Annotated in this window: 21 protein-coding genes and 1 tRNA gene; 1 reads left to right on the forward strand and 21 read right to left on the reverse strand. The window is 37.0% G+C overall.

The genetic code is table 11. The features are described from left to right. The coding region (locus P9X27_02050; GenBank protein ID MDP8253162.1) for an IS30 family transposase at positions 1 to 484 on the forward strand (484 nt) is incomplete at its 5' end. Between the two features lie 101 nt (positions 485 to 585). Here P9X27_02050 and P9X27_02055 read toward each other — a convergent pair. From P9X27_02055 to pyrR, 21 genes are all read right to left on the reverse strand, one after another. Continuing rightward, complete coding sequence (locus tag P9X27_02055) at positions 586 to 1,188, reverse strand: hypothetical protein (GenBank protein ID MDP8253163.1); 603 nt, start codon at positions 1,186 to 1,188, stop codon at positions 586 to 588. Continuing rightward, a complete protein-coding gene (locus P9X27_02060; protein MDP8253164.1) occupies positions 1,182 to 2,234 on the reverse strand; it encodes a hypothetical protein in 1,053 nt (350 codons plus the stop codon). Before P9X27_02060 ends, P9X27_02055 begins: the two co-directional genes overlap by 7 nt. A 178-nt stretch (positions 2,235 to 2,412) precedes the next feature. After that, positions 2,413 to 2,484: transfer RNA gene (locus P9X27_02065), tRNA-Val, on the reverse strand. 102 nt (positions 2,485 to 2,586) lie between these two features. After that, positions 2,587 to 3,102 (reverse strand): hypothetical protein, encoded by a 516-nt coding sequence (locus P9X27_02070; protein MDP8253165.1) that lies wholly within the window; start codon positions 3,100 to 3,102, stop codon positions 2,587 to 2,589. Positions 3,103 to 3,158: 56 nt separating this feature from the next. After that, complete coding sequence (locus P9X27_02075) at positions 3,159 to 3,602, reverse strand: V-type ATP synthase subunit K (GenBank protein ID MDP8253166.1); 444 nt, start codon at positions 3,600 to 3,602, stop codon at positions 3,159 to 3,161. A gap of 12 nt (positions 3,603 to 3,614) precedes the next feature. Continuing rightward, on the reverse strand, positions 3,615 to 5,387 hold the full coding sequence (locus P9X27_02080) for a hypothetical protein (protein MDP8253167.1): 1,773 nt from the start codon (positions 5,385 to 5,387) through the stop codon (positions 3,615 to 3,617). 2 nt (positions 5,388 to 5,389) lie between these two features. Continuing rightward, a complete protein-coding gene (locus P9X27_02085; GenBank protein MDP8253168.1) occupies positions 5,390 to 6,001 on the reverse strand; it encodes a V-type ATP synthase subunit D in 612 nt (203 codons plus the stop codon). Positions 6,002 to 6,003: 2 nt separating this feature from the next. Next, entirely contained in the window at positions 6,004 to 7,296 is a 1,293-nt protein-coding gene (locus tag P9X27_02090) for a V-type ATP synthase subunit B (GenBank protein ID MDP8253169.1), read from the reverse strand. Then, positions 7,280 to 9,028 (reverse strand): V-type ATP synthase subunit A, encoded by a 1,749-nt coding sequence (locus P9X27_02095; GenBank protein MDP8253170.1) that lies wholly within the window; start codon positions 9,026 to 9,028, stop codon positions 7,280 to 7,282. Before P9X27_02095 ends, P9X27_02090 begins: the two co-directional genes overlap by 17 nt. Further along, complete coding sequence (locus P9X27_02100) at positions 9,018 to 9,527, reverse strand: DUF2764 family protein (GenBank protein MDP8253171.1); 510 nt, start codon at positions 9,525 to 9,527, stop codon at positions 9,018 to 9,020. The genes P9X27_02095 and P9X27_02100 overlap by 11 nt, the downstream gene beginning before the upstream one ends. Then, on the reverse strand, positions 9,520 to 10,131 hold the full coding sequence (locus P9X27_02105) for a hypothetical protein (protein ID MDP8253172.1): 612 nt from the start codon (positions 10,129 to 10,131) through the stop codon (positions 9,520 to 9,522). The genes P9X27_02100 and P9X27_02105 overlap by 8 nt, the downstream gene beginning before the upstream one ends. A 53-nt stretch (positions 10,132 to 10,184) precedes the next feature. After that, positions 10,185 to 10,766 (reverse strand): orotate phosphoribosyltransferase, encoded by a 582-nt coding sequence (gene pyrE / locus P9X27_02110; GenBank protein MDP8253173.1) that lies wholly within the window; start codon positions 10,764 to 10,766, stop codon positions 10,185 to 10,187. Further along, a complete protein-coding gene (gene pyrF, locus P9X27_02115; protein MDP8253174.1) occupies positions 10,759 to 11,451 on the reverse strand; it encodes an orotidine-5'-phosphate decarboxylase in 693 nt (230 codons plus the stop codon). The genes pyrE and pyrF overlap by 8 nt, the downstream gene beginning before the upstream one ends. Beyond that, positions 11,444 to 12,376: a dihydroorotate dehydrogenase gene (locus P9X27_02120; GenBank protein ID MDP8253175.1), complete on the reverse strand. Its 933-nt coding sequence runs from the start codon at positions 12,374 to 12,376 to the stop codon at positions 11,444 to 11,446. Before P9X27_02120 ends, pyrF begins: the two co-directional genes overlap by 8 nt. Then, positions 12,361 to 13,137, reverse strand: a complete 777-nt coding sequence (locus P9X27_02125) for a dihydroorotate dehydrogenase electron transfer subunit (GenBank protein ID MDP8253176.1) — start codon at positions 13,135 to 13,137, stop codon at positions 12,361 to 12,363. Before P9X27_02125 ends, P9X27_02120 begins: the two co-directional genes overlap by 16 nt. Then, positions 13,125 to 13,928 (reverse strand): DNA-formamidopyrimidine glycosylase, encoded by an 804-nt coding sequence (mutM, locus tag P9X27_02130; GenBank protein MDP8253177.1) that lies wholly within the window; start codon positions 13,926 to 13,928, stop codon positions 13,125 to 13,127. The genes P9X27_02125 and mutM overlap by 13 nt, the downstream gene beginning before the upstream one ends. Positions 13,929 to 14,116: 188 nt before the next feature. Then, the gene (locus P9X27_02135) at positions 14,117 to 14,572 is read right to left on the reverse strand and encodes a Mut7-C RNAse domain-containing protein (protein MDP8253178.1); all 456 of its coding nucleotides are present in this window, start codon (positions 14,570 to 14,572) and stop codon (positions 14,117 to 14,119) included. Next, on the reverse strand, positions 14,572 to 15,324 hold the full coding sequence (locus tag P9X27_02140; protein ID MDP8253179.1) for a hypothetical protein: 753 nt from the start codon (positions 15,322 to 15,324) through the stop codon (positions 14,572 to 14,574). Before P9X27_02140 ends, P9X27_02135 begins: the two co-directional genes overlap by 1 nt. Then, complete coding sequence (locus tag P9X27_02145) at positions 15,321 to 16,619, reverse strand: dihydroorotase (GenBank protein MDP8253180.1); 1,299 nt, start codon at positions 16,617 to 16,619, stop codon at positions 15,321 to 15,323. Before P9X27_02145 ends, P9X27_02140 begins: the two co-directional genes overlap by 4 nt. Then, positions 16,603 to 17,592 (reverse strand): aspartate carbamoyltransferase catalytic subunit, encoded by a 990-nt coding sequence (locus tag P9X27_02150; protein MDP8253181.1) that lies wholly within the window; start codon positions 17,590 to 17,592, stop codon positions 16,603 to 16,605. Before P9X27_02150 ends, P9X27_02145 begins: the two co-directional genes overlap by 17 nt. Beyond that, the gene (pyrR, locus tag P9X27_02155; GenBank protein ID MDP8253182.1) at positions 17,585 to 18,142 is read right to left on the reverse strand and encodes a bifunctional pyr operon transcriptional regulator/uracil phosphoribosyltransferase PyrR; all 558 of its coding nucleotides are present in this window, start codon (positions 18,140 to 18,142) and stop codon (positions 17,585 to 17,587) included. The genes P9X27_02150 and pyrR overlap by 8 nt, the downstream gene beginning before the upstream one ends. Positions 18,143 to 18,353: the final 211 nt, after the last annotated feature.

Raw genomic sequence — 18,353 nt, forward strand, 5'->3', positions numbered from 1 at the left:
GCCAAAGGAAGCAGCTGATCGTATAGTCCCAGGACATTGGGAAGGTGATTTAATTATAGGCGGGAGTCATGCTTCAGCTATTGGGACGCTTGTTGAAAGAACAACCCGAATGACATTTTTAGTTAAGCTGGAGAATAGGTATGCGAGGAATGTCAGAAAAGCTTTTGCTAAGGAATTTCAATATTTGCCAAAAGGGTTGAGAAAAACATTAACATATGATCGGGGCTCTGAAATGGCGGAACATAAGATTTTCACAAAAGAAACAGATATAGCAGTTTATTTTGCACATCCCAGTTCACCGTGGGAGCGAGGAACAAATGAAAACACGAATGGTCTATTAAGGCAATATTTTCCTAAAGGAACTGATTTTATGAAAATATCAAAGGTTCAGCTTAAAGAAGTGCAAGACGAGCTTAATGACCGTCCTCGAAAGACATTAGAATGGTATACACCACATGAAAGATTTTCAGAGTTGTTGCGTTAGAAACTTGAATCTACCTAACGTTTTTTGTTTCAAAACACAAATATAGAATTTCACCCATAGTCCCCATTATGCCCATTATCTGCATAAAAATAGTACACGTTTTAGTTACACGGTAAAATCTTCTCTACGGTAACAATGCTTCTAAATTTTTTAAACCAATCGTTATAAATAACATAACAATATGCTTTAGGGTCTTTTGCGCTTTCATACTTAAGCCCATTGATTTTTTTTCCATAAAACAACTGAAATACTGGGTGTCTTTCTTCGGTCATATATGGCTTAGAGATTCTTTTTTCTCTACAAATTGAATCCATATCTACTATTTCAATGTCCTCTTTTAATGTTATTTTATAGCAATCTTTACTCTCGAAATCAACAACCTCCTCAGGTATAACACTTTGAACTGACACGAAACAAGTTGCACCAGTACCTGCTACTGTCTCCCTACCCATGCTCATAGCTGTCTGATATTTTTCAAAAGAATAATCTGGTCTCTGGGAGACAAAACGATTTTCTGCACCAGTAGAACTCAAAGGATCGGCACCTTTATTAATCGATCTATACCATGTAGCCCCTAAGGGCACAGTTATCATGTGTACCGAAAAATCAATTTCATCAAAATCTCTCAATAAATCATCTAAATTGTTCAACCACATACTACGCCTGATTTTTCTAACTATTTTTTGAATATTTGATTTTACCATTCTAAAAATAATTCAAACACATTCTTTAATTTAGAATCTAAGTCTATTTGAGATTTTATATTGTCTACAACTATAAGCTTCGAAATAAGATTAACTTTATAATTAACCTTACCAACTTTAATAATCATACAACAAAAAGGTTTAGTCAAATATTTTATATTTTTATACGACTCATTGCGGTAACTACCAACTATTTCACTAAACCGTTTAAAATTAATTTTATTAGGAGAAACTAATAAAACAGATTTATGGATATTTTCTATTTTAGAGTAATTAAAAAAATTTAAGTAATATTCATATTTAATTCTATCTCTTGAGTGTGAATTCTTTACAAAACCTATAGTTCTTAAATCATATAGCGTTGGTTTCCAACGAACCATACTTAAGACATCTATAACCGCTTTGTCTTTTAGCAGCAACCTACCTTCTAAGTCATATCTTAAAACGCCGTTATTATCAATTGCTGCTTTTGAAGATTGTTTTCTAAACTTATTTTTCTTAAAATATTTATCTAAACCCTTGACGCATATAAGTTTTTTATCTACACAAGATAGCTTTCCATATAAATCAGAGTTTTGTATTTCTGAATACATTTTTTCCTTTCTTCTTATAATAGGAGCTATCACATGATTAACTCTTTTTTCCAATTTTTTTATAAAATCTTTATCTTTCGAATTTTTCCAAGAAATTATATTTTTACCATAAAGATCGAAATGTATACTATAATTACCATTTACATCATCAATTTTAGGTTTAAAATGATCTTTCCTTGATGTATAAACAACCGGAATAGACCGCTCTGCGAAACCAGCTTCATAATAAACACTTGGACGAGCATAAGTTAAGTCGGCTATTACAAAATCAGCTTCAACAATTTCTTCTCTAATTTTGGATGGAATTTCCTTATTATGCTCAATTTTATCTATTCTACAACAATATATATTTTTCTTTTTCAGAGATGTTTTGATTGATTTATAAATTTGATCTACATCGCTACGCTCAAAAGAAGTAGCAACAAAACACTTGAGATTCAATTTTTTATTCATAATCCTTTAAACAAAACTATACTATGGTAGCATTGTATTATTGCCATCGGTTTAAAACAATACCTAAATATGGATTTAAAGCAATATATGACCTTGTAAATCATATATTTACATAAAAATAGTACACGTTTTAGTTACACGGCAGGAAAGTACTTCGTCGTAAGTCGTTGATATGTAATGGGCGAGAGAGGGATTGAACCTCCGACTTCCTCGTTGTAAGCGAGGCGTTCTCCCACTGAACTACTCGCCCTTAAAGTATGAGAGCACCGGATCAAAAAAAACAATTAATACATCTAAAGCAGTATTGTTAAAAGATAATAAAGGTTTATCTTAAAAATTGCAACGCTATTTTCTACTTTAATATTACTTTATCAATATAGACTGTTCCCTTATTTTTAGTTGCCCACCCACTATCAAATATGAGATTGAACTCGTTTTCAGAATTTTTCTTTGTAAAACCTTTTAAATTTATTACTATCTTCTGCCATTTCGTAGTAATATCAACAAACTGAGAACCGCCCGAAAAACCCACAGCCGCCTTCTCCGAAAATCCAGACTTCTTATCTCCTTTTATCCAAAAAACTAACTGAGAATATTTTGATACATCAATAGAGCTAAAGTCAATATAGAATCCAGCATAGACAGCCTCTGATGATCCTAAATTGTATTTAAGTTCATAACAACCTCCAGAAAAACCAACCTTATCCGTAGTAACAACCGAACCAGCAACTATAAGAGTTTTATCCTTAGGATTTGAAGTCCAAACACCATGCCCGCTCTCATCCTGTCCATTAAAATTGACCTTTTCGGAAGCAAAAGAAGCAACGGCGCAGAAGACTACAAGAAAGACCACTATACTCCGTATCATATCTTACCTCCTTTTCTTAGAAATTTACTCTCTTTGCATCTATGTAAATTCTTTTATCAACCAGGCAACGCTATCATAGAGAATATCATAACAAACAACGCCACTGTCTCTATAATTCCTAGGACAAGCATATAGTTAGCAAAACCTTTGCCGGTCTCTGCCAATGCATCACAGGCCCGTGCAGCAGCTTTACCCTGCATATAGGCAGAGCATCCCATCGCCAATCCAGCCATTAATCCTATTGTCATCTGCATTACAGTTGACCCTAAATCATAAGGTAGATTAGCAGCCTGAATTTTATTCCTCAATATAAAACCGTAAAATATCTGAGTCAATGGCGCACCCACAAAAGCTATCATCATAAAAGGAGCTGTTTTGTTCTGAGAGAACGCCTTCTTCCAGGCTCCTATAGCTGCCATACCAGCTACACCTATACCTAAGGCAGAACCTACAGCAGTAAGTCCCAATGAAGCATTTAAATCTCCTAGACCCTGTATCATCTCTTGACCTCCTTATTCCTCAAACGGTTTATAACTATTTCCCTTCCACTCCAAATCAAGATGGGTTGAAAACTCAAGAACATTTAATCTCACCCCATGGACAAGAACAGACATCAAACCTAAAACTATATTCAGAGAGTGTCCTAGCAAAACAATTGCTATAGACGATATAATAGCAGGAACACTGTTAAATCCTATATTTGCAGCCATACTGTTAAAAGTAATTGCAATCATTACGGTAGCATAACCAACAGCAAAAAGACGTAGGTAAGACAAGATATCGGCGAAGAAGTTTATAATATCAAAAGGAAGATCTAATAACGACGATATTATTCTCTTTAAAATACTAGTTTTAGGCTTTGAAAATATCATTACCATAAGAGCTCCAAGAATAACAAACATAGGCATTGTTTGTGGAATCTGAAAATTCAAAACTACACCTCGAGTCAGCAGAAACATGGACCATCCAATGGCAATCCAGCCTAAATGACTGAAAAACTTAATAGAATTTGCAAAGCGCAGAGCTGCAACAAGATGAGCAATAGTGAGATGAGCAAACCCTAAAATAAAGCAGAGATAGATAAAATTATTTTGATTGGCATCAACAAAACTATTGAGACCAGATACCATGAAAAAATTAAAAAATGATACCTGAGAAATCCTCTCCACTCCAAACCAATTTCCTGTTATAGCTCCCCAGACAATAGTAGCAGAACTAAGGCAGTAGATAAGCTGCAGGATCTGTTTGGATATATTTTTATTTTTAATCTGAATTAAAAGAGCAGCTATTAAAAAAACAAGCCCGTAACCCGCATCACCTATAATCATAGCAAAGAATATGCTGAAGAACATAAGGAACCAGAAGCTAATATCATACTCCTCATATCCAGGTATAGTATCCATAAGCTTAAAGACAGGATCTATTATCCTTAACCAGCGAGGATTATGTATTAGAGTAGGTACTTCGCTAGGATTGTCTGGATCCCTCAAAAGCAATCCCCAGCTCTCCTTTTCTGCTAAAACATGTAGTATTTTAACTTTATCAATTGGAATAAATCCTTCTAAGAAACTAAAGCCCTCGCAGATATTAATCTCTGAATTAACCTGAGCAAACTCAAGCTCTTTACCTAGAACAGATTTATATCTATTAAAGCAATTTTTAAAACCAGAGAGATGTGTCAATCTCTGACCTATCTCTTGAATCTGCTTCTCTATATCAACCCCCTCCTTCTCAAGCATGCCATACTCTCTATTTGGAATCTGCTCAGGAGTAATAGGCAGAGAACTTTTACTATCAGCAATCAAAGCAATATAGAACCTAGATTTGTCTTTTTTAATTAAATAAGTGTCTTGTTTTACAGCTATATTCTTAAACTTTTTTTTATCTACAATGTATAGCTCCAGATTTATTCCATGCTCTCTAATTTTAGATAGAGAATCTAAAGAGAATATACCCCAATCTCTATACCAATCCAAACCTCTTCTTACTGCAGCTAGCTTATTCTGCAAATCATCTCTATCTCTACCTAAAAAATTTATCTCCTCTATAAATTTAGGAATTTTGCTTTCAGAGCAATCTTTAACACTCTCGGAGTTAAAGCTAGATATCAACTCTATAGCTTTTTTAAAGAGAGAGACTTTATCTTCCAAGAAAGATACCTCTCCAGAAGAGAGAAGCTTCTTTCTCTTTATATGCATAGCGCCTAATGATCTCAAGTTTTCAAGAGCCCTCTTTCTGTCCCTGTTTGAAATCAGCAAAGCTGCCTGCTTCATCTTAACTATCATTCTTAAACCTCTATCCTATCATCTCTGGTTTTTAATTTAGATTTTGCAATTTTACCTCTTACAACTCCAGACATAGATAGATCACCTAAAAAGACGTTTATCTTCTTTATGTTTTTTGCTGCTTCAGGAATCTTGACCTTCTCAAATAGATTGACACGTTGAGTCGTAACTCTCAGCTCCTCCTTAAGAACCTCTCTCGCCCTCTCTAAGACCAAGCTTTTTGCTTTTAAAGTAAGTACATCTCTGAAGACCCCTATGCCTCTATCAACCCAAAGAGGTGTTAGGTATAGATCGTAGGGGTGTTCTTTGAATTTTATATCTTTAAAGAGAGGGATATCAATACCAGCTATATTACCTTTTATTGCAGTTACTCTATCAACTTTAAAGAGATTCTCAATCCCAACATCTTCTCCGAAAACATCTATCCAGGCATTTAGTGATATTAAAAAAGACTCCATTTCTTCTCTGACCTTATTTAAATCTTGATGGTTTTTAATTATCTCTAACTGTAACTGCTGCTTCTTGAGCTGCAGCATTGGAAGGTATTTATTAAAACGCTTGAACGCTTCTTTTTGTTTCTTTAATTCATTCTTCGTCAATTTTAACTTTACCACAATCAGCCTCGCCAAAACTCCTTAATTAATTCGGTCCGAAACGGCACCTCTTCAGGGCTAAAACATCCCGAAAGAATCTCCCAGCCCTTATCTAAGGCAGCTTCTAAAGGTATATTTACAGTTAAATCCATCAATTCCTTTTCAAAGATAACTCCATACTTAAGAAGCTTTTGATCCCAAGCACTCATCTTAAAGCCCATATCCCTTTTCTCTTCTGTCTCCCTGTAGTCAGCATACAGCTGTATCATGCCATTCATAATAGCTCTATGATCAACACGAGTCTTATCATTAATCTGCTGCTTCAATCGGCTTAAGGAGCCAAAAGGTTCTATTCTGCCATTACGAAGATAGAGCTGACCTTCGGTAATATAACCTGTATTATCCGGCACCGGATGGGTGACATCGTCGCCTGGCATAGTCGTGACTGCAAGTATCGTTATAGAACCGCTATCTTCAAAATCTACAGCCTTCTCATATCTGGCTGCCAATTGACTATATAGATCTCCTGGATAACCTCTATTTGAAGGAACCTGCTCCATGGTAATGGCAATCTCTTTAAGCGCATCGGCAAAGTTGGTCATATCTGTAAGCAGGACTAGTACATCTTTGCCTGATAAAGCAAACTTTTCAGCTACAGCCAAAGATATGTCCGGTATCATAATGCTCTCCACTACCGGCTCAGAAGCGGTATGTACAAAAAAAATCGACCTGCTTAAAGCACCGCTGTTCTGCAACGTGTTCTTAAAAAACATATATTGATCAAACTTTAACCCTATGCCGCCTAAGATAATCATATCAACCTGAGCCTGTATTGCAATTCGAGCTAAAAGCTCATTGTAAGGCTCGCCGGAAACTGAAAATATAGGGAGCTTTTGAGAGACGACAAGGGAATTAAAAATATCTATCATAGGTATATTGGTCCTTATCATACGATTGGGTATCTTTCTCTTTACAGGATTGACCGTAGAGCCGCCTATCTCAATATTGCTTCCGGTTATAGCAGGCCCTCCGTCTTTTGGCCTGCAGCTGCCATCAAAGACTCTTCCAAGCATATCCTCTGAAAAAGGAACCTGCATAGGATGAGAGAGAAAACTAACTTCATCAGCGGTAGATATACCTCGACTTCCAGAAAAGACTTGAAGAGAGACATTATCTCTATCTAAGCTTATGACTTGAGCAAAAGACTTTCCCTTTTTAGTATTCACCTCAGCCAGCTCGTGGTAACTAATACCTTTAGCCTTTACGGTGATGACATCTCCTACAATACTATCTATCTTGCTATACAGCCTCTTCATCTCTCTTTAAAACCTCTCTTTCAATAAATTCATCTACCTCTTTCTCTTTGCTCTTAAATTCCAGAGATTCCCACTCAGTATAATTCCAGTCCAAAAACATTTGGCGTAATTTAAAAAACATACCTCTTAATTCATCTTTTGTTTTTAAATTAACTTTGACTCTAAGAATATAATCAACCTTTGAGAAGACATAATCCTGGCGCTCTAGGGGTGTAGCAGCGTCTACTTCATCATAACCATTCTGCTGCAAATAGACATAGTCTAAGAATTCAGTTTTCAGATATATTAAGAAATCCTCATTTGTCACACCTTCTTCGCCAACAACCTTCATCATCTGAGAGACTTCATCGCCTTTAAATATTGCCTCTTTGGCATAAGCTACTTTATCTTCTGATATAAAGCTCTTGTATTTAGACCAACTCTCCAAAGGAGATATAGAAGGATACTTTCTGGCATCGGACCTCTCGCGAGATAGACCATGAAAAGCTCCAACAACCTTTAATGTTGACTGAGTAACAGGCTCTTCAAAATTACCACCGGCTGGAGATACTGTCCCCCCTATTGTAAGAGACCCTCTCTCTCCACTTAGCAGCTCAACTTCACCAGATCTTTCATAAAAAGCAGCTATGCGCGATTCTAGATAAGCCGGGAAAGCCTCATCGCCAGGAATCTCTTCCAACCTACCTGAGACCTCCCTCATTGCCTGAGCCCAGCGTGAAGTGGAGTCAGCCAAAAGCAGTACATCTAAACCCATCTGCCTATAATACTCTCCAAGAGTTGCCGCAGTATATACTGAAGCATCTCTGGCAGCAACTGGCATAGAAGAAGTATTGCAGATGATTATTGTCCTGGCCATCAGGGATTTGCCAGTCCTATCATCCTTAAGCTTAGGAAACTCTCTTAACGTCTCAACAACCTCACCCGCCCTCTCACCGCAGGCAGCAATAATTACAATATCAACCTCAGCATATCTTGAAGTTAATTGCTGTAATACTGTTTTTCCAGCCCCAAAAGGACCGGGAATACAATAAGTACCGCCTTTGGCCACAGGAAAGAAAGTATCAATTATTCTAATACGTGTAGTCAAAGACTCAGTAGTCTGAAGTTTATTCTTATATGAGGTAATAGGGGCTCTTATAGGCCAACGAAAAGACATGGTGACATCAATGCTCTTACCTAATCTATTTTTTACTGTAGCTATAACATCTCCTACGCTATAGTCACCCTCAGGCTTCAGGCTTTCAAGAGTATGCTCTCCGATAAAATCAAAAGGCACCATTATGTAGTGCTTAAAAATCTCTTCTTCTACATAGCCAACATAGTTTCCGGCCAATAATAAATCTCCCTCTTTAGCAAGAGGGGTAAAATGCCATCTTTTTTTAAGATCTAAAGCTGCTAGATCAACTCCTCGAGGCAAAAAAAATCCATACTCATCAGCAAGAACATTTAAAGGGTTCTGCAAGCCGTCATATATATTACCTAGAAGGCCTGGACCAAGTTCAACCGAAAGAAGCTGATTACTGAATTCAACCTCATCTCCTACCCTAAGGCCTTTAGTATCCTCAAAAACCTGCATATATGCCAACTCTCCCCTGATCTTAATGACTTCGGCCTTAAGACGACCATCCCCTTTTAAAACATAGCCTAACTCATTCTGCATAATATGACTCTGTGGTTTAACCGTTATCATGTTTCCGCTTATAGATACAATACTGCCTTTATTAACTTTCATAGACTATCGCCTCATAACTAATATTTGAAATCTTATCAAATAACTCTTCCCCTCTCTCTTTGTCAAACTGGGAAATCTTATCTAAAATCTGAAGCTTATAGAAATAAAGCACTGCGCTCTCTAAATCAAAATGATGGTATGATTCAAGCTGATCAACGAAGCTCCATCTCAAATAGAATATCCCTAGCTCAATTTTAAGAGGATCTGTATCAGCTAAAATCGCCTTTAATATTTTATCGGTTATGGATTCTAGATCTCCTTCCCTAAATTTAACAATGTTATCTCTTAGTTTATATTCAAAACTCTTGTAATCTCTAATGATACCTCTATCACTATCTTTGATATAGATATCATCTATATCGGCTTTTTTTAAAATCTTGAAATCTGCAAAGCTCAACCACTTGACTGCCTGTTCTAGGAAATAGTCACTGCTGATATAATTCTTGCTATCAAAACTCAATAGAGGAAGCTGAGCGATCAGATAATAATACTTATCCATTTAAGCTTTTATTCACTATCTCTGCAATCTCTTTATTGAGAAATACAGCGATAACATCGGCTATACCCTGATCTGAAAAGTCATAATGCAGGTCTTCGCCTTTTACTCCGATTCTGAAACCTTTCTCCAGCCCCGGATGAACCTTAACCTCAAAACCAGCTGCTATTTTCTCTTTAAATTCATCGATCAGCAGGTCTCTTAAGGAGTCTCTATCTTGCTCTGAAGTTAAAATCTCAATAGAGTCATCTTCCCCCGGCTTCCAATTAGATAAAATCTGGACAATCATATCCTTAACTGCCTGAGGACTAAGAGACTTTGAAACATCTCTCTTTAGCAGGCTATCAAACACAACGATTACCTTCTCTCTTAAACTGATAATTGAATCTCTTACTGCTTGCTCTATTGCTGCCCTAGCTACATCCGCATATTTATCAGACTGAGATTTTGCATCTTGGACAACAATCTCGGATTTAGATTTTACTTCTTGTAAGATACGGACAGCCTCTTCTTTGGCTTTGGCTATAATTTTATCAGCCTCCTTCTTAGCCTCCTGAACACCCTCTTTTTTTATTTTTTCAATTAATCTATCTAATTCGACTTCCATATTAATCCTCCGATTATCTCCTTGCTTCTAAATTATAAAAAAGGAGCACGCGATTATACGTTCACAATATCCCTGCTCCCTGGTTTAAACAGTGGTATCTCTTTTTTACATAGAGGGCACTCCTCCTTAGAGTACGCCGGAAGAGTATATTTCATAAGAGATGAATATTTATTCCTTATTTTAAACTCTCCATCAAAACGGTCTACAACAGAAGCAACCCCTACAATCAACGGCTGAAAGCTCTTAAGTAATGACTTTAACTCTAAAACTGATTTCCCGGTTGTAAGCACATCCTCGACTATTAAGACTCTCTCCCTGTTTTTCACCTCAAAACCCCGCTTCAAACAGAGTTCTCCGTTAGAACGTTCTGCAAATATCGCTCTTGCACCTATAGCTCTTGCAACCTCATAAGCTAAAATAGTACCGCCATGTGCAATGCCAGCTATAACGGCAGGTCTTTCGAATCTAAAGTCTTCTATTAACGCATTGGCTATACGTGAAGTATGTTTAGGATATTGAAAAATTCGAGCCAGCTGGATATATTGCTCCGAATGCAATCCGCTGGATAATAAGAAATGTCCGCCTTGAATAGCCCCTGTCTCACTTAGAATCTCCATAAGTTCTTTGTCATTCATCTAATACCTCCTTAACTACCTTTACAGGATTATCTGCATTAAGTATAGACCTGCCGATAACAATATAGTCGGCCCCATTGTCAAATGCCTCTTGCGGCGAACCGCTCCTCTTCTGATCCCTATTTGCAGCACCTATCTTTATACCCGGAACCACTGATATAAAGCTCTGACTTATCCCTTCTTTTAATTTGCTGACCTCTGCTACAGAAGAGACAACACCGTCAGCTCCAGAAGTTAAAGCTAATTCAGCAAGTTTATAAACTATGCTATTAATTTTATTTTTAAAACCTAAAAAATGCAAGTCATTTTCGTCAATGCTGGTAAGAAGAGTTACTGCAAGCATCAGCGGTCTCTCTTTTTCGTCAAAACTATCCAAAGCCTTTCTTGAGTTTTCAATCATAGCCTTACCGCCAAAAGCATGGACTGTAAACATCTTGATTCCCAAATCTCCAATCTTTTTAACGCTCTCTACAACCTGAGTAGGAATGTCATGCAGCTTAAGGTCTAAAAAAACATCTGAACCATAGCTCTTTATGAGATCCACTGCTTCTCTACCGTAAGGAATAAAGAGGCGGGGTCCTATTTTAAAAGTTTTCACATAAGGGGCTAACATATCAAGATAGCAGCGCATGTCATTTATGCTATCTACGTCAAGTGCAATTATTATCTTCTCTCTCTTATCCAATTTCAAGGCTCCCAATTAAATCTTTATACTTTATTCCTCTCTCTTTAAGATAATTTTCTATACCTCTAACTACTTCCTCCGCCGCTCCGGGGTTTATAAAATTAGCGGTACCTATACTTAAAAGAGTCGCACCCGCAATAATATATTCCAATCCATCCTTATAATTCATGATACCGCCAGAGGCAATGATTGGCAAGTCTACGGTATTATATACATCCCAGACCCTCTTTAATGTTAGAGGCCTAATAGCAGGACCGCTCAGTCCACCCGATATATTAGCTAGTTTCGGCTTTCTCGTATATATATCTATAGCCATAGCTGAATAGGTATTTGCAACTGTTATTGCATCAGCTCCGGCATCTGAAACAGCCTGAGCAACAGAACGTATGTCCGTAACATCAGGCGAGAGTTTAGCTATTACAGGCTTAGATGATGACTCCTTAACAGCCTTTATAACGCCGTAACTCATGTGCTCATCTTGGGCAAAGACAGCCAGTCCACTCTCACTATTTTTTTCAAGGTTTGGGCAGGATATATTAACTTCAATAGCAGAAACCGCACTCTCTTTATCTAGGGCAACAGCAATCTCAGCAAACTCTTCAATCGTAAAGCCAGATATACTGGTAATAATCAAGCAATCAAGAGATTCTTTTATTTGCGGCAGGACCCTATCAAAATAATCATCTAGACCTTTATTCTGCAGACCTATAGAGTTTATTAACCCAAAATCCACCTCAGATGTTCTAGGCATAGGATTACCAGAATATTCTTTGAGAGTAACTGTCTTTGTTACAATAGCGCCGATCTTACTAAACGGAACGATATCACTCGCAAATTGGCTATACTCTACACAACCTGAAGAGAGAATAATAGGACTTCTCAATTTTAAGGAAGCAACCTCGATAGGAATCATAGATCTTCCCATAGAATATCCTCTCCTTTAAAAACAGGACCTTCCTTACATACTCTTAAAGTACCATTTCTGGTCTTTAAAGCACAGCCCCAGCAGAAACCCATGCCGCAGGCAAAGTGAGATTCAAAAGAAAACTGCGTCTCAATATCTCTATCTTTAGCTATTCTATAAATATTCTTCAACATCTCAATAGGTCCGGCTGAGAATAGAACAGAGTCAGGCTCAATGATATCAGCTAGATAATCGGTTACTACTCCTCTCTTTCCTACACTGCCGTCTTCAGAGACAACTAAATAGTCAATATTTAAAGAGCTCATAGATTCAGCAAATTTTTCACTCTCAGCCCCTGCGCTTCCAATAATAAATATCCCTTTATCTTTAGCTCTAGAGGATAGTCTCTTTGCAAGAAAACTGAGCGGAGCAAATCCTGTGCCGCCACTTACAATAATCGGCTTTCCCCGGCTTGGCTCTTTAAACCCATTGCCTAGAGGGCATATAATATCTAACTTATCTCCTGTTTTTAGCAAAGACATCTTATAGGTTATATCACCTCTTACTTTATAAAGAATCTCAACATAATTGTCTCTCTGGTCAAAGACTCCAAAAGGTCTTCTTAAAAACTGACCTTTATCTATTAACCGTAGCTGAAGAAACTGTCCCGGATTAACAGAGAGAGTTTCTGAAGTTTCAATAGAGAGTATAAAATATCCGGAGCAAAGCTCGGAATTAGAAAGTATTTTTACTTTTCTAAAATCTTTAGTTACTGTTGACATCCCGGACAATAATAAATCGATCGAGAGCTCATCTTGCTCTTCATGATCTTATTAGGGCAGTGTTCACAAAAATGGCCTTCTTTTCCGTAAACAAGATGCTGATACGCATATTTACCTGGATTACCCCAGATATCCAAGTAGGTATCTATTGAAGAACCCCTGGCTTTAAGCGCCCTAAGAAGCACATCTCTGATAGAAAAATAAAGCTCCTTAATCTCAGGCTCAGTAATATCTTTGGTCTTTCTAAAAGGACTTATCTTAGAACGATACAATATCTCGTTTACATATATATTACCTATCCCAGATATAATTTTTTGATCTAAAAGGAGATTGTAAATCTTAGTATTTTTATTATTTAAGATTTTACTTAAAACTTCAGGGGTAAACTCTTCGCTAGTAGGGTCAACACCTATGGCTCCAAGCAAAGGCACCTCTTTTATATCTTTCACTAAATACCACTCACCAAACCTTCTTCTATCATAGTAACTGAGAGTACTTGAATCTGAGAATACAATTTTTATTTTGGCGTCATGATTATTGCCGTATATTATCTGACCTGTCATCCTAAGATGCACAACTATCTGCAGCCCATTACTGAGTTTAAAAATTAGGAACTTACCCTTCCTGTCTACATCTTTTATCTTAGAAGATATTATCTTTTTCCAAGAAGAGACTGTTTTAGGTTTTTTAAGAAAGATTGTATCTTTAACTTCAAAATACTTAATCTTTTTCTTCTGAACTAAGCTTCTTAGCTCTCTGCGTATTGTCTCAACTTCCGGCAACTCAGGCATAACCTACTCCCTTCTTATCTGTTTTATTTTAAGCCACCATTTATTAAGTTTCGTCTTTATATCATAAAAGAAGAAACAAAACAAGGAGAGTTATTTTTAAAAAATATTAACTACTTCTTATTCTCTATCTTCTCATCATCAAAAACATTAATTCTGCCGCAAAGTTATATCTAGAATGAATACGCAAATCAGCTAACATTATTGATACTATCTAAATATTTCTTAGCCAATTCCTGGTGACTGCCAATCCAAAATACTTGCTTACACTTAGAACATCTATAAAAACATCTCTTACTCTTATAACTAGACATGGGGACTTTTTCTTTGACTTCTTCTCTGGTCAACTCTTTTAATTCAAAATTACACCTAATACAGCGTGAAAACATATTACTACTATCGATTTTTAAACCGAGCTTCTCTTTAAGGTCTTTGAGTTGAATTCTTAAATCTTGAGATTTAACTATAAAGACTTTTACCTTAGACTCAGCGGCAAAGAAGCACCTAGAAGTTACGACTACTCTCTCTTCTTCTAGAGCCTTTGCAATAAAAGCCCTGTTGCTGCCTTTAAAATAATAGGAGTCGTAATTTAGAAGCCTTAACCATTTAGTCAATCTTCCTAATTCAGAGCTGAGTATAAACTTCATTACTCATTTAACTGAGACTCCCTTAGCATCTCTCTGGCTTGAGGAGTCGTGTCTAAAATATTGACCCCCTCTGGAACTTTAAACTTAAAGGTTTCATCAGAAATATTAACATTGATCTCTACATTGTAAAACGATTGATAGAAGAGGAGTTTGCCGCTGGCATCATAATATTCCATCTTTCTCTGCATTCCATCTTCAAGAGAGATAAAAGCTTTGACTGTCTCAATCTTACCAATACCATCTAGAGCAGGATCGCCTCCTTCTTTGATCAACCCCTTTATTACATAGACTCTCTCTTGACCTAAATCTTCAATACCTAAAAATTCAGGCTCGATCATGTTGGACGTAACATCCTGCATATTGTTCTGATTCTTTATAAGATCTTCAGTGTTTTGGAACTCCTCTTTTAAAATGGAGAGGTCTACTTTAGAGGCAATTTTAAACAGAGGCATGTACTGCCAAATCTCTTCGCCGTCTGAGTAGATAGACTGCCTTGCATCCTCTCTCCCTTTGACTCCCATTATTACTCTCATTTTGTCTGGTTTAACATAGCTGATATCACCGCTTATAGTTGATTCAGCCTCAGAGCTTTTGAAGACCATCTCTATATCTGCTCTGTAGGAATCTATATTTTCGACCTTGCCCTTTATATCTTCAAGCACTCCACCTAAAGATAGATCTTCAGATAAAACCTGTCCAATGCTGACTAAGACGATAAAAAGAGACGCTAAAACCACCTTATAAAACCTCATAAACAACCTCCAATTAATTTAAAATCATCAACCAAAACTTTACCTTTTGAAACAACAGTTCTAACCCTTCCTTTTAACTCCATATTTAAAAATGGAGTATTTCTGCTCCTAGAGCCAACCTCTTCTGAGCTAAACTTCCACTTTAAATCTGGGTCTACTATTATAATGTCGGCTAAATAGTTTTTCAAGATATTTCCCCTATCTTTAAAGCAAACTATATTGGCAGGGTTTGAGGTAAATTTTTCTATTAAAGAAAAGATATCTATATTGCCTTCATCGACCAGCTTTAGCCCTAATGATAGTGCTGTCTCTAGCCCTATAGTTCCGAAGCTTGCCTCAGAGAAATTACAATCTTTCTCTTCGCTTGAATGCGGAGCATGATCAGTGGCGATTGCATCTATGGTATTATTTTTTAATCCGTTAATCAAAGCTTTTCTATCTTTCTCTATCCTTAGAGGAGGATTGACCTTAGAAGCGGTATTATAACCACCAACAGCTTCCTCAGTTAAAGTTAAATGATGAGGAGTGACATCTGCAGTAACCATCAGCTTATCTTTTTTAGCTCTCTTTATGAGCTCTACAGATTCCCTGCAACTTATATGCGTAAAGTGGACCCTGGCTCCGGTTAACCTAGTGAGCTCTATATCTCTTGCAATAGCTACTATCTCAGATTCCCGCGGTATTCCTTTTAGCCCCATCTTAAGAGACAACAGACCCTCATTCATCATGCCGCCACTAGAAAGTCTCTCATCTTCGGCATGAATAATCAGAGGTAATCCAGAGACAATAGAATACTCCATAGCTCTACGCATAAGAAGCGGATTACTAACCCAGCTACCATCATCTGAAAAACCAACAGCTCCTGCTTCTTTCATCTTAATCATTTCAGATAGCTCTAAACCAGCTCTACCTTTTGTAATAGCTCCTATCGGATAAATATCTACCAAACCTACATCTCTAGAGCGCTCTCTTATAAATCTTACCAAACCGGAGCTATCTATGGCAGGTTCTGTATTAGGCATGCAACAGAGCGTTGTAAAGCCTCCCTTTAAAGCTGCATAAGAACCGGACTCTATACTCTCTTCATCTTCCCGACCCGGCTCTCTTAAGTGAGTATGAATATCAATAAGACCCGGCAAGACATAACACCCTTTAGCATCTATTGCTGAATCCGTCTTTTCTTTTATATTTTTAGCTATTTTAGATATTCTCTTGCCCTGGACTAAAATATCGGTTTTTTTAAAAACTTTCTTCTCTAAATCTATGACCAGACCATTTTTAATCAGTAACTTCAACGCTGCCTCCCATACCTGCAATAAGATAGAGTATCGCCATTCTAATTGCCAGACCATTTGTAACCTGATTTAAAACAACACTGCAAATATTCTTTTCTAATAACCCGTCATCAAGAATATCGGGGCTTAACTCAATCCCTCTATTCACCGGACCTGGATGAAGAATTAGCAATCCTGGTTTTGCATATTTTAAAAGCTTGGTTTTATCTACACCAAAAAACTCTCTATATTCAGCTACCGAAGGTATTAGATTTTCATTACTACGCTCTTTCTGTATCCTTAAGATATTTAAAACATCCGCTTTAGCTAAAACATCCTCAAGATCATATGAGACCTCTACCCCTAACTCTTTAAATTCTGGCAAAATCATTGTTGGCGGTGCACAGAGCGTAACTTTGGCCCCTAATTTTTTAAGAGCAAAGATATTAGATCTTGCTACTCTTGAATGAGAGATATCACCTAAGATAGCAACCTTTAGTCCTGCAATATTTTTTTTCTGCTCCTGAATGGTGAAAATATCAAGCAAAGCCTGAGTTGGATGTTCATGTGTCCCATCTCCAGCATTTATAATACCTGCTGATACAACTCTAGAGAGATAATGAGCAGCTCCAGAAGCTGAGTGCCTTAAGACTATGATATCAACATTCATAGCCTCTATATTACGAGCTGTGTCCTTAAGGTTCTCTCCCTTCTGCACGCTTGATGTCGAGACTGAGAAACTAACCGTGTCAGCTGATAATCTTTTAGCTGCAAGCTCAAAAGATATTCTGGTTCTTGTTGAAGGCTCAAAGAAAATAAAAGCAACTGTCTTACCTCTTAAAGCAGGAACTTTCTTAACTGGTCGAGTTGAGATCTCTTTAAAAGATTTGGCAAGTTGTAGTATATAATTTATTTCCTCTATAGTCAGATCTTCAATTCCAAGAAGATGCTTCTTGCTCCACTTAATCTCTCTCTCGATAATATCCTCAACCATCCACTACCTCCAACATCACAACCTCATCTTTTTTGTCTACCTCTTTCAATCTTACTTCTATAGATTCACTAAGAGAGGTTGGTATGTTTTTACCTACATAATCTGCTCTTATCGGAAGCTCACGATGACCTCGATCAACCAAAACAGCAAGCTGAATAGCTTTAGGTCTGCCAAAATCAATCAAAGCATCCATCGCACACCTGATGGTTCTACCTGTAAATAATACATCATCTACTATTATTATCAGCTTACCGTTAATATCGAAGTTAAGCTCGGTCTCTTTGACTACAGGCTGCTCTGCTATCAGAGTAAAGTCATCTCTGTATAGAGTAATATCAAGAGCACCTGATGGAACCTCTACACCCTCAATTTCAGAGATATTACCTACTATTCTATCTGCCAGATAGACCCCTCTTGTCCTTATACCTACTATTGCAATATCAGTTAAGGATTTATTTCTCTCTATTATCTCATGGCTTATACGACGAATTGTCTTATGTAACTGTTTTGAATCTAAAACTTTTGAACGTTCTATGATTTTCTTAGACATAAAAAAATAAGCCCTCTTTAAAGGGCTCCTCTCCATTGTTAAGAATTATATTCTTATCCATGTTTTTCACCTTGCCAATCTCACCGAACCAGCTTAAAGGTCTTTAGATTTATAGCACGAGCTTATTAAGTTGTCAAGTTCAATTAAGAAAAACAACGTTGGATTTTCAGTCCCACGCTCTACCCTGCCTACCAGTAGATAGGCGTGGGTT

Source organism: Candidatus Kaelpia aquatica (assembly GCA_030765335.1).
In the GTDB taxonomy this organism is placed as follows: domain Bacteria; phylum Omnitrophota; class Gorgyraeia; order Kaelpiales; family Kaelpiaceae; genus Kaelpia; species Kaelpia aquatica.

What these genes read in the sequence shown, in the direction of transcription:
- P9X27_02150 (MDP8253181.1), bottom strand. Translation starts at nt 17,592, where the DNA reads ATGGTTGAGGATATTATCGAGAGAGAGATTAAGTGGAGCAAGAAGCAT.
- P9X27_02070 (MDP8253165.1), bottom strand. Translation starts at nt 3,102, where the DNA reads ATGATACGGAGTATAGTGGTCTTTCTTGTAGTCTTCTGCGCCGTTGCT.
- P9X27_02135 (MDP8253178.1), bottom strand. Translation starts at nt 14,572, where the DNA reads ATGAAGTTTATACTCAGCTCTGAATTAGGAAGATTGACTAAATGGTTA.
- P9X27_02095 (MDP8253170.1), bottom strand. Translation starts at nt 9,028, where the DNA reads ATGAAAGTTAATAAAGGCAGTATTGTATCTATAAGCGGAAACATGATA.
- P9X27_02055 (MDP8253163.1), bottom strand. Translation starts at nt 1,188, where the DNA reads ATGGTAAAATCAAATATTCAAAAAATAGTTAGAAAAATCAGGCGTAGT.
- P9X27_02125 (MDP8253176.1), bottom strand. Translation starts at nt 13,137, where the DNA reads ATGTCAACAGTAACTAAAGATTTTAGAAAAGTAAAAATACTTTCTAAT.
- P9X27_02120 (MDP8253175.1), bottom strand. Translation starts at nt 12,376, where the DNA reads ATGGGAAGATCTATGATTCCTATCGAGGTTGCTTCCTTAAAATTGAGA.
- P9X27_02140 (MDP8253179.1), bottom strand. Translation starts at nt 15,324, where the DNA reads ATGAGGTTTTATAAGGTGGTTTTAGCGTCTCTTTTTATCGTCTTAGTC.
- P9X27_02100 (MDP8253171.1), bottom strand. Translation starts at nt 9,527, where the DNA reads ATGGATAAGTATTATTATCTGATCGCTCAGCTTCCTCTATTGAGTTTT.
- pyrR (MDP8253182.1), bottom strand. Translation starts at nt 18,142, where the DNA reads ATGTCTAAGAAAATCATAGAACGTTCAAAAGTTTTAGATTCAAAACAG.
- pyrE (MDP8253173.1), bottom strand. Translation starts at nt 10,766, where the DNA reads ATGAATGACAAAGAACTTATGGAGATTCTAAGTGAGACAGGGGCTATT.
- P9X27_02090 (MDP8253169.1), bottom strand. Translation starts at nt 7,296, where the DNA reads ATGAAGAGGCTGTATAGCAAGATAGATAGTATTGTAGGAGATGTCATC.
- P9X27_02080 (MDP8253167.1), bottom strand. Translation starts at nt 5,387, where the DNA reads ATGATAGTTAAGATGAAGCAGGCAGCTTTGCTGATTTCAAACAGGGAC.
- mutM (MDP8253177.1), bottom strand. Translation starts at nt 13,928, where the DNA reads ATGCCTGAGTTGCCGGAAGTTGAGACAATACGCAGAGAGCTAAGAAGC.
- P9X27_02105 (MDP8253172.1), bottom strand. Translation starts at nt 10,131, where the DNA reads ATGGAAGTCGAATTAGATAGATTAATTGAAAAAATAAAAAAAGAGGGT.
- P9X27_02060 (MDP8253164.1), bottom strand. Translation starts at nt 2,234, where the DNA reads ATGAATAAAAAATTGAATCTCAAGTGTTTTGTTGCTACTTCTTTTGAG.
- P9X27_02075 (MDP8253166.1), bottom strand. Translation starts at nt 3,602, where the DNA reads ATGATACAGGGTCTAGGAGATTTAAATGCTTCATTGGGACTTACTGCT.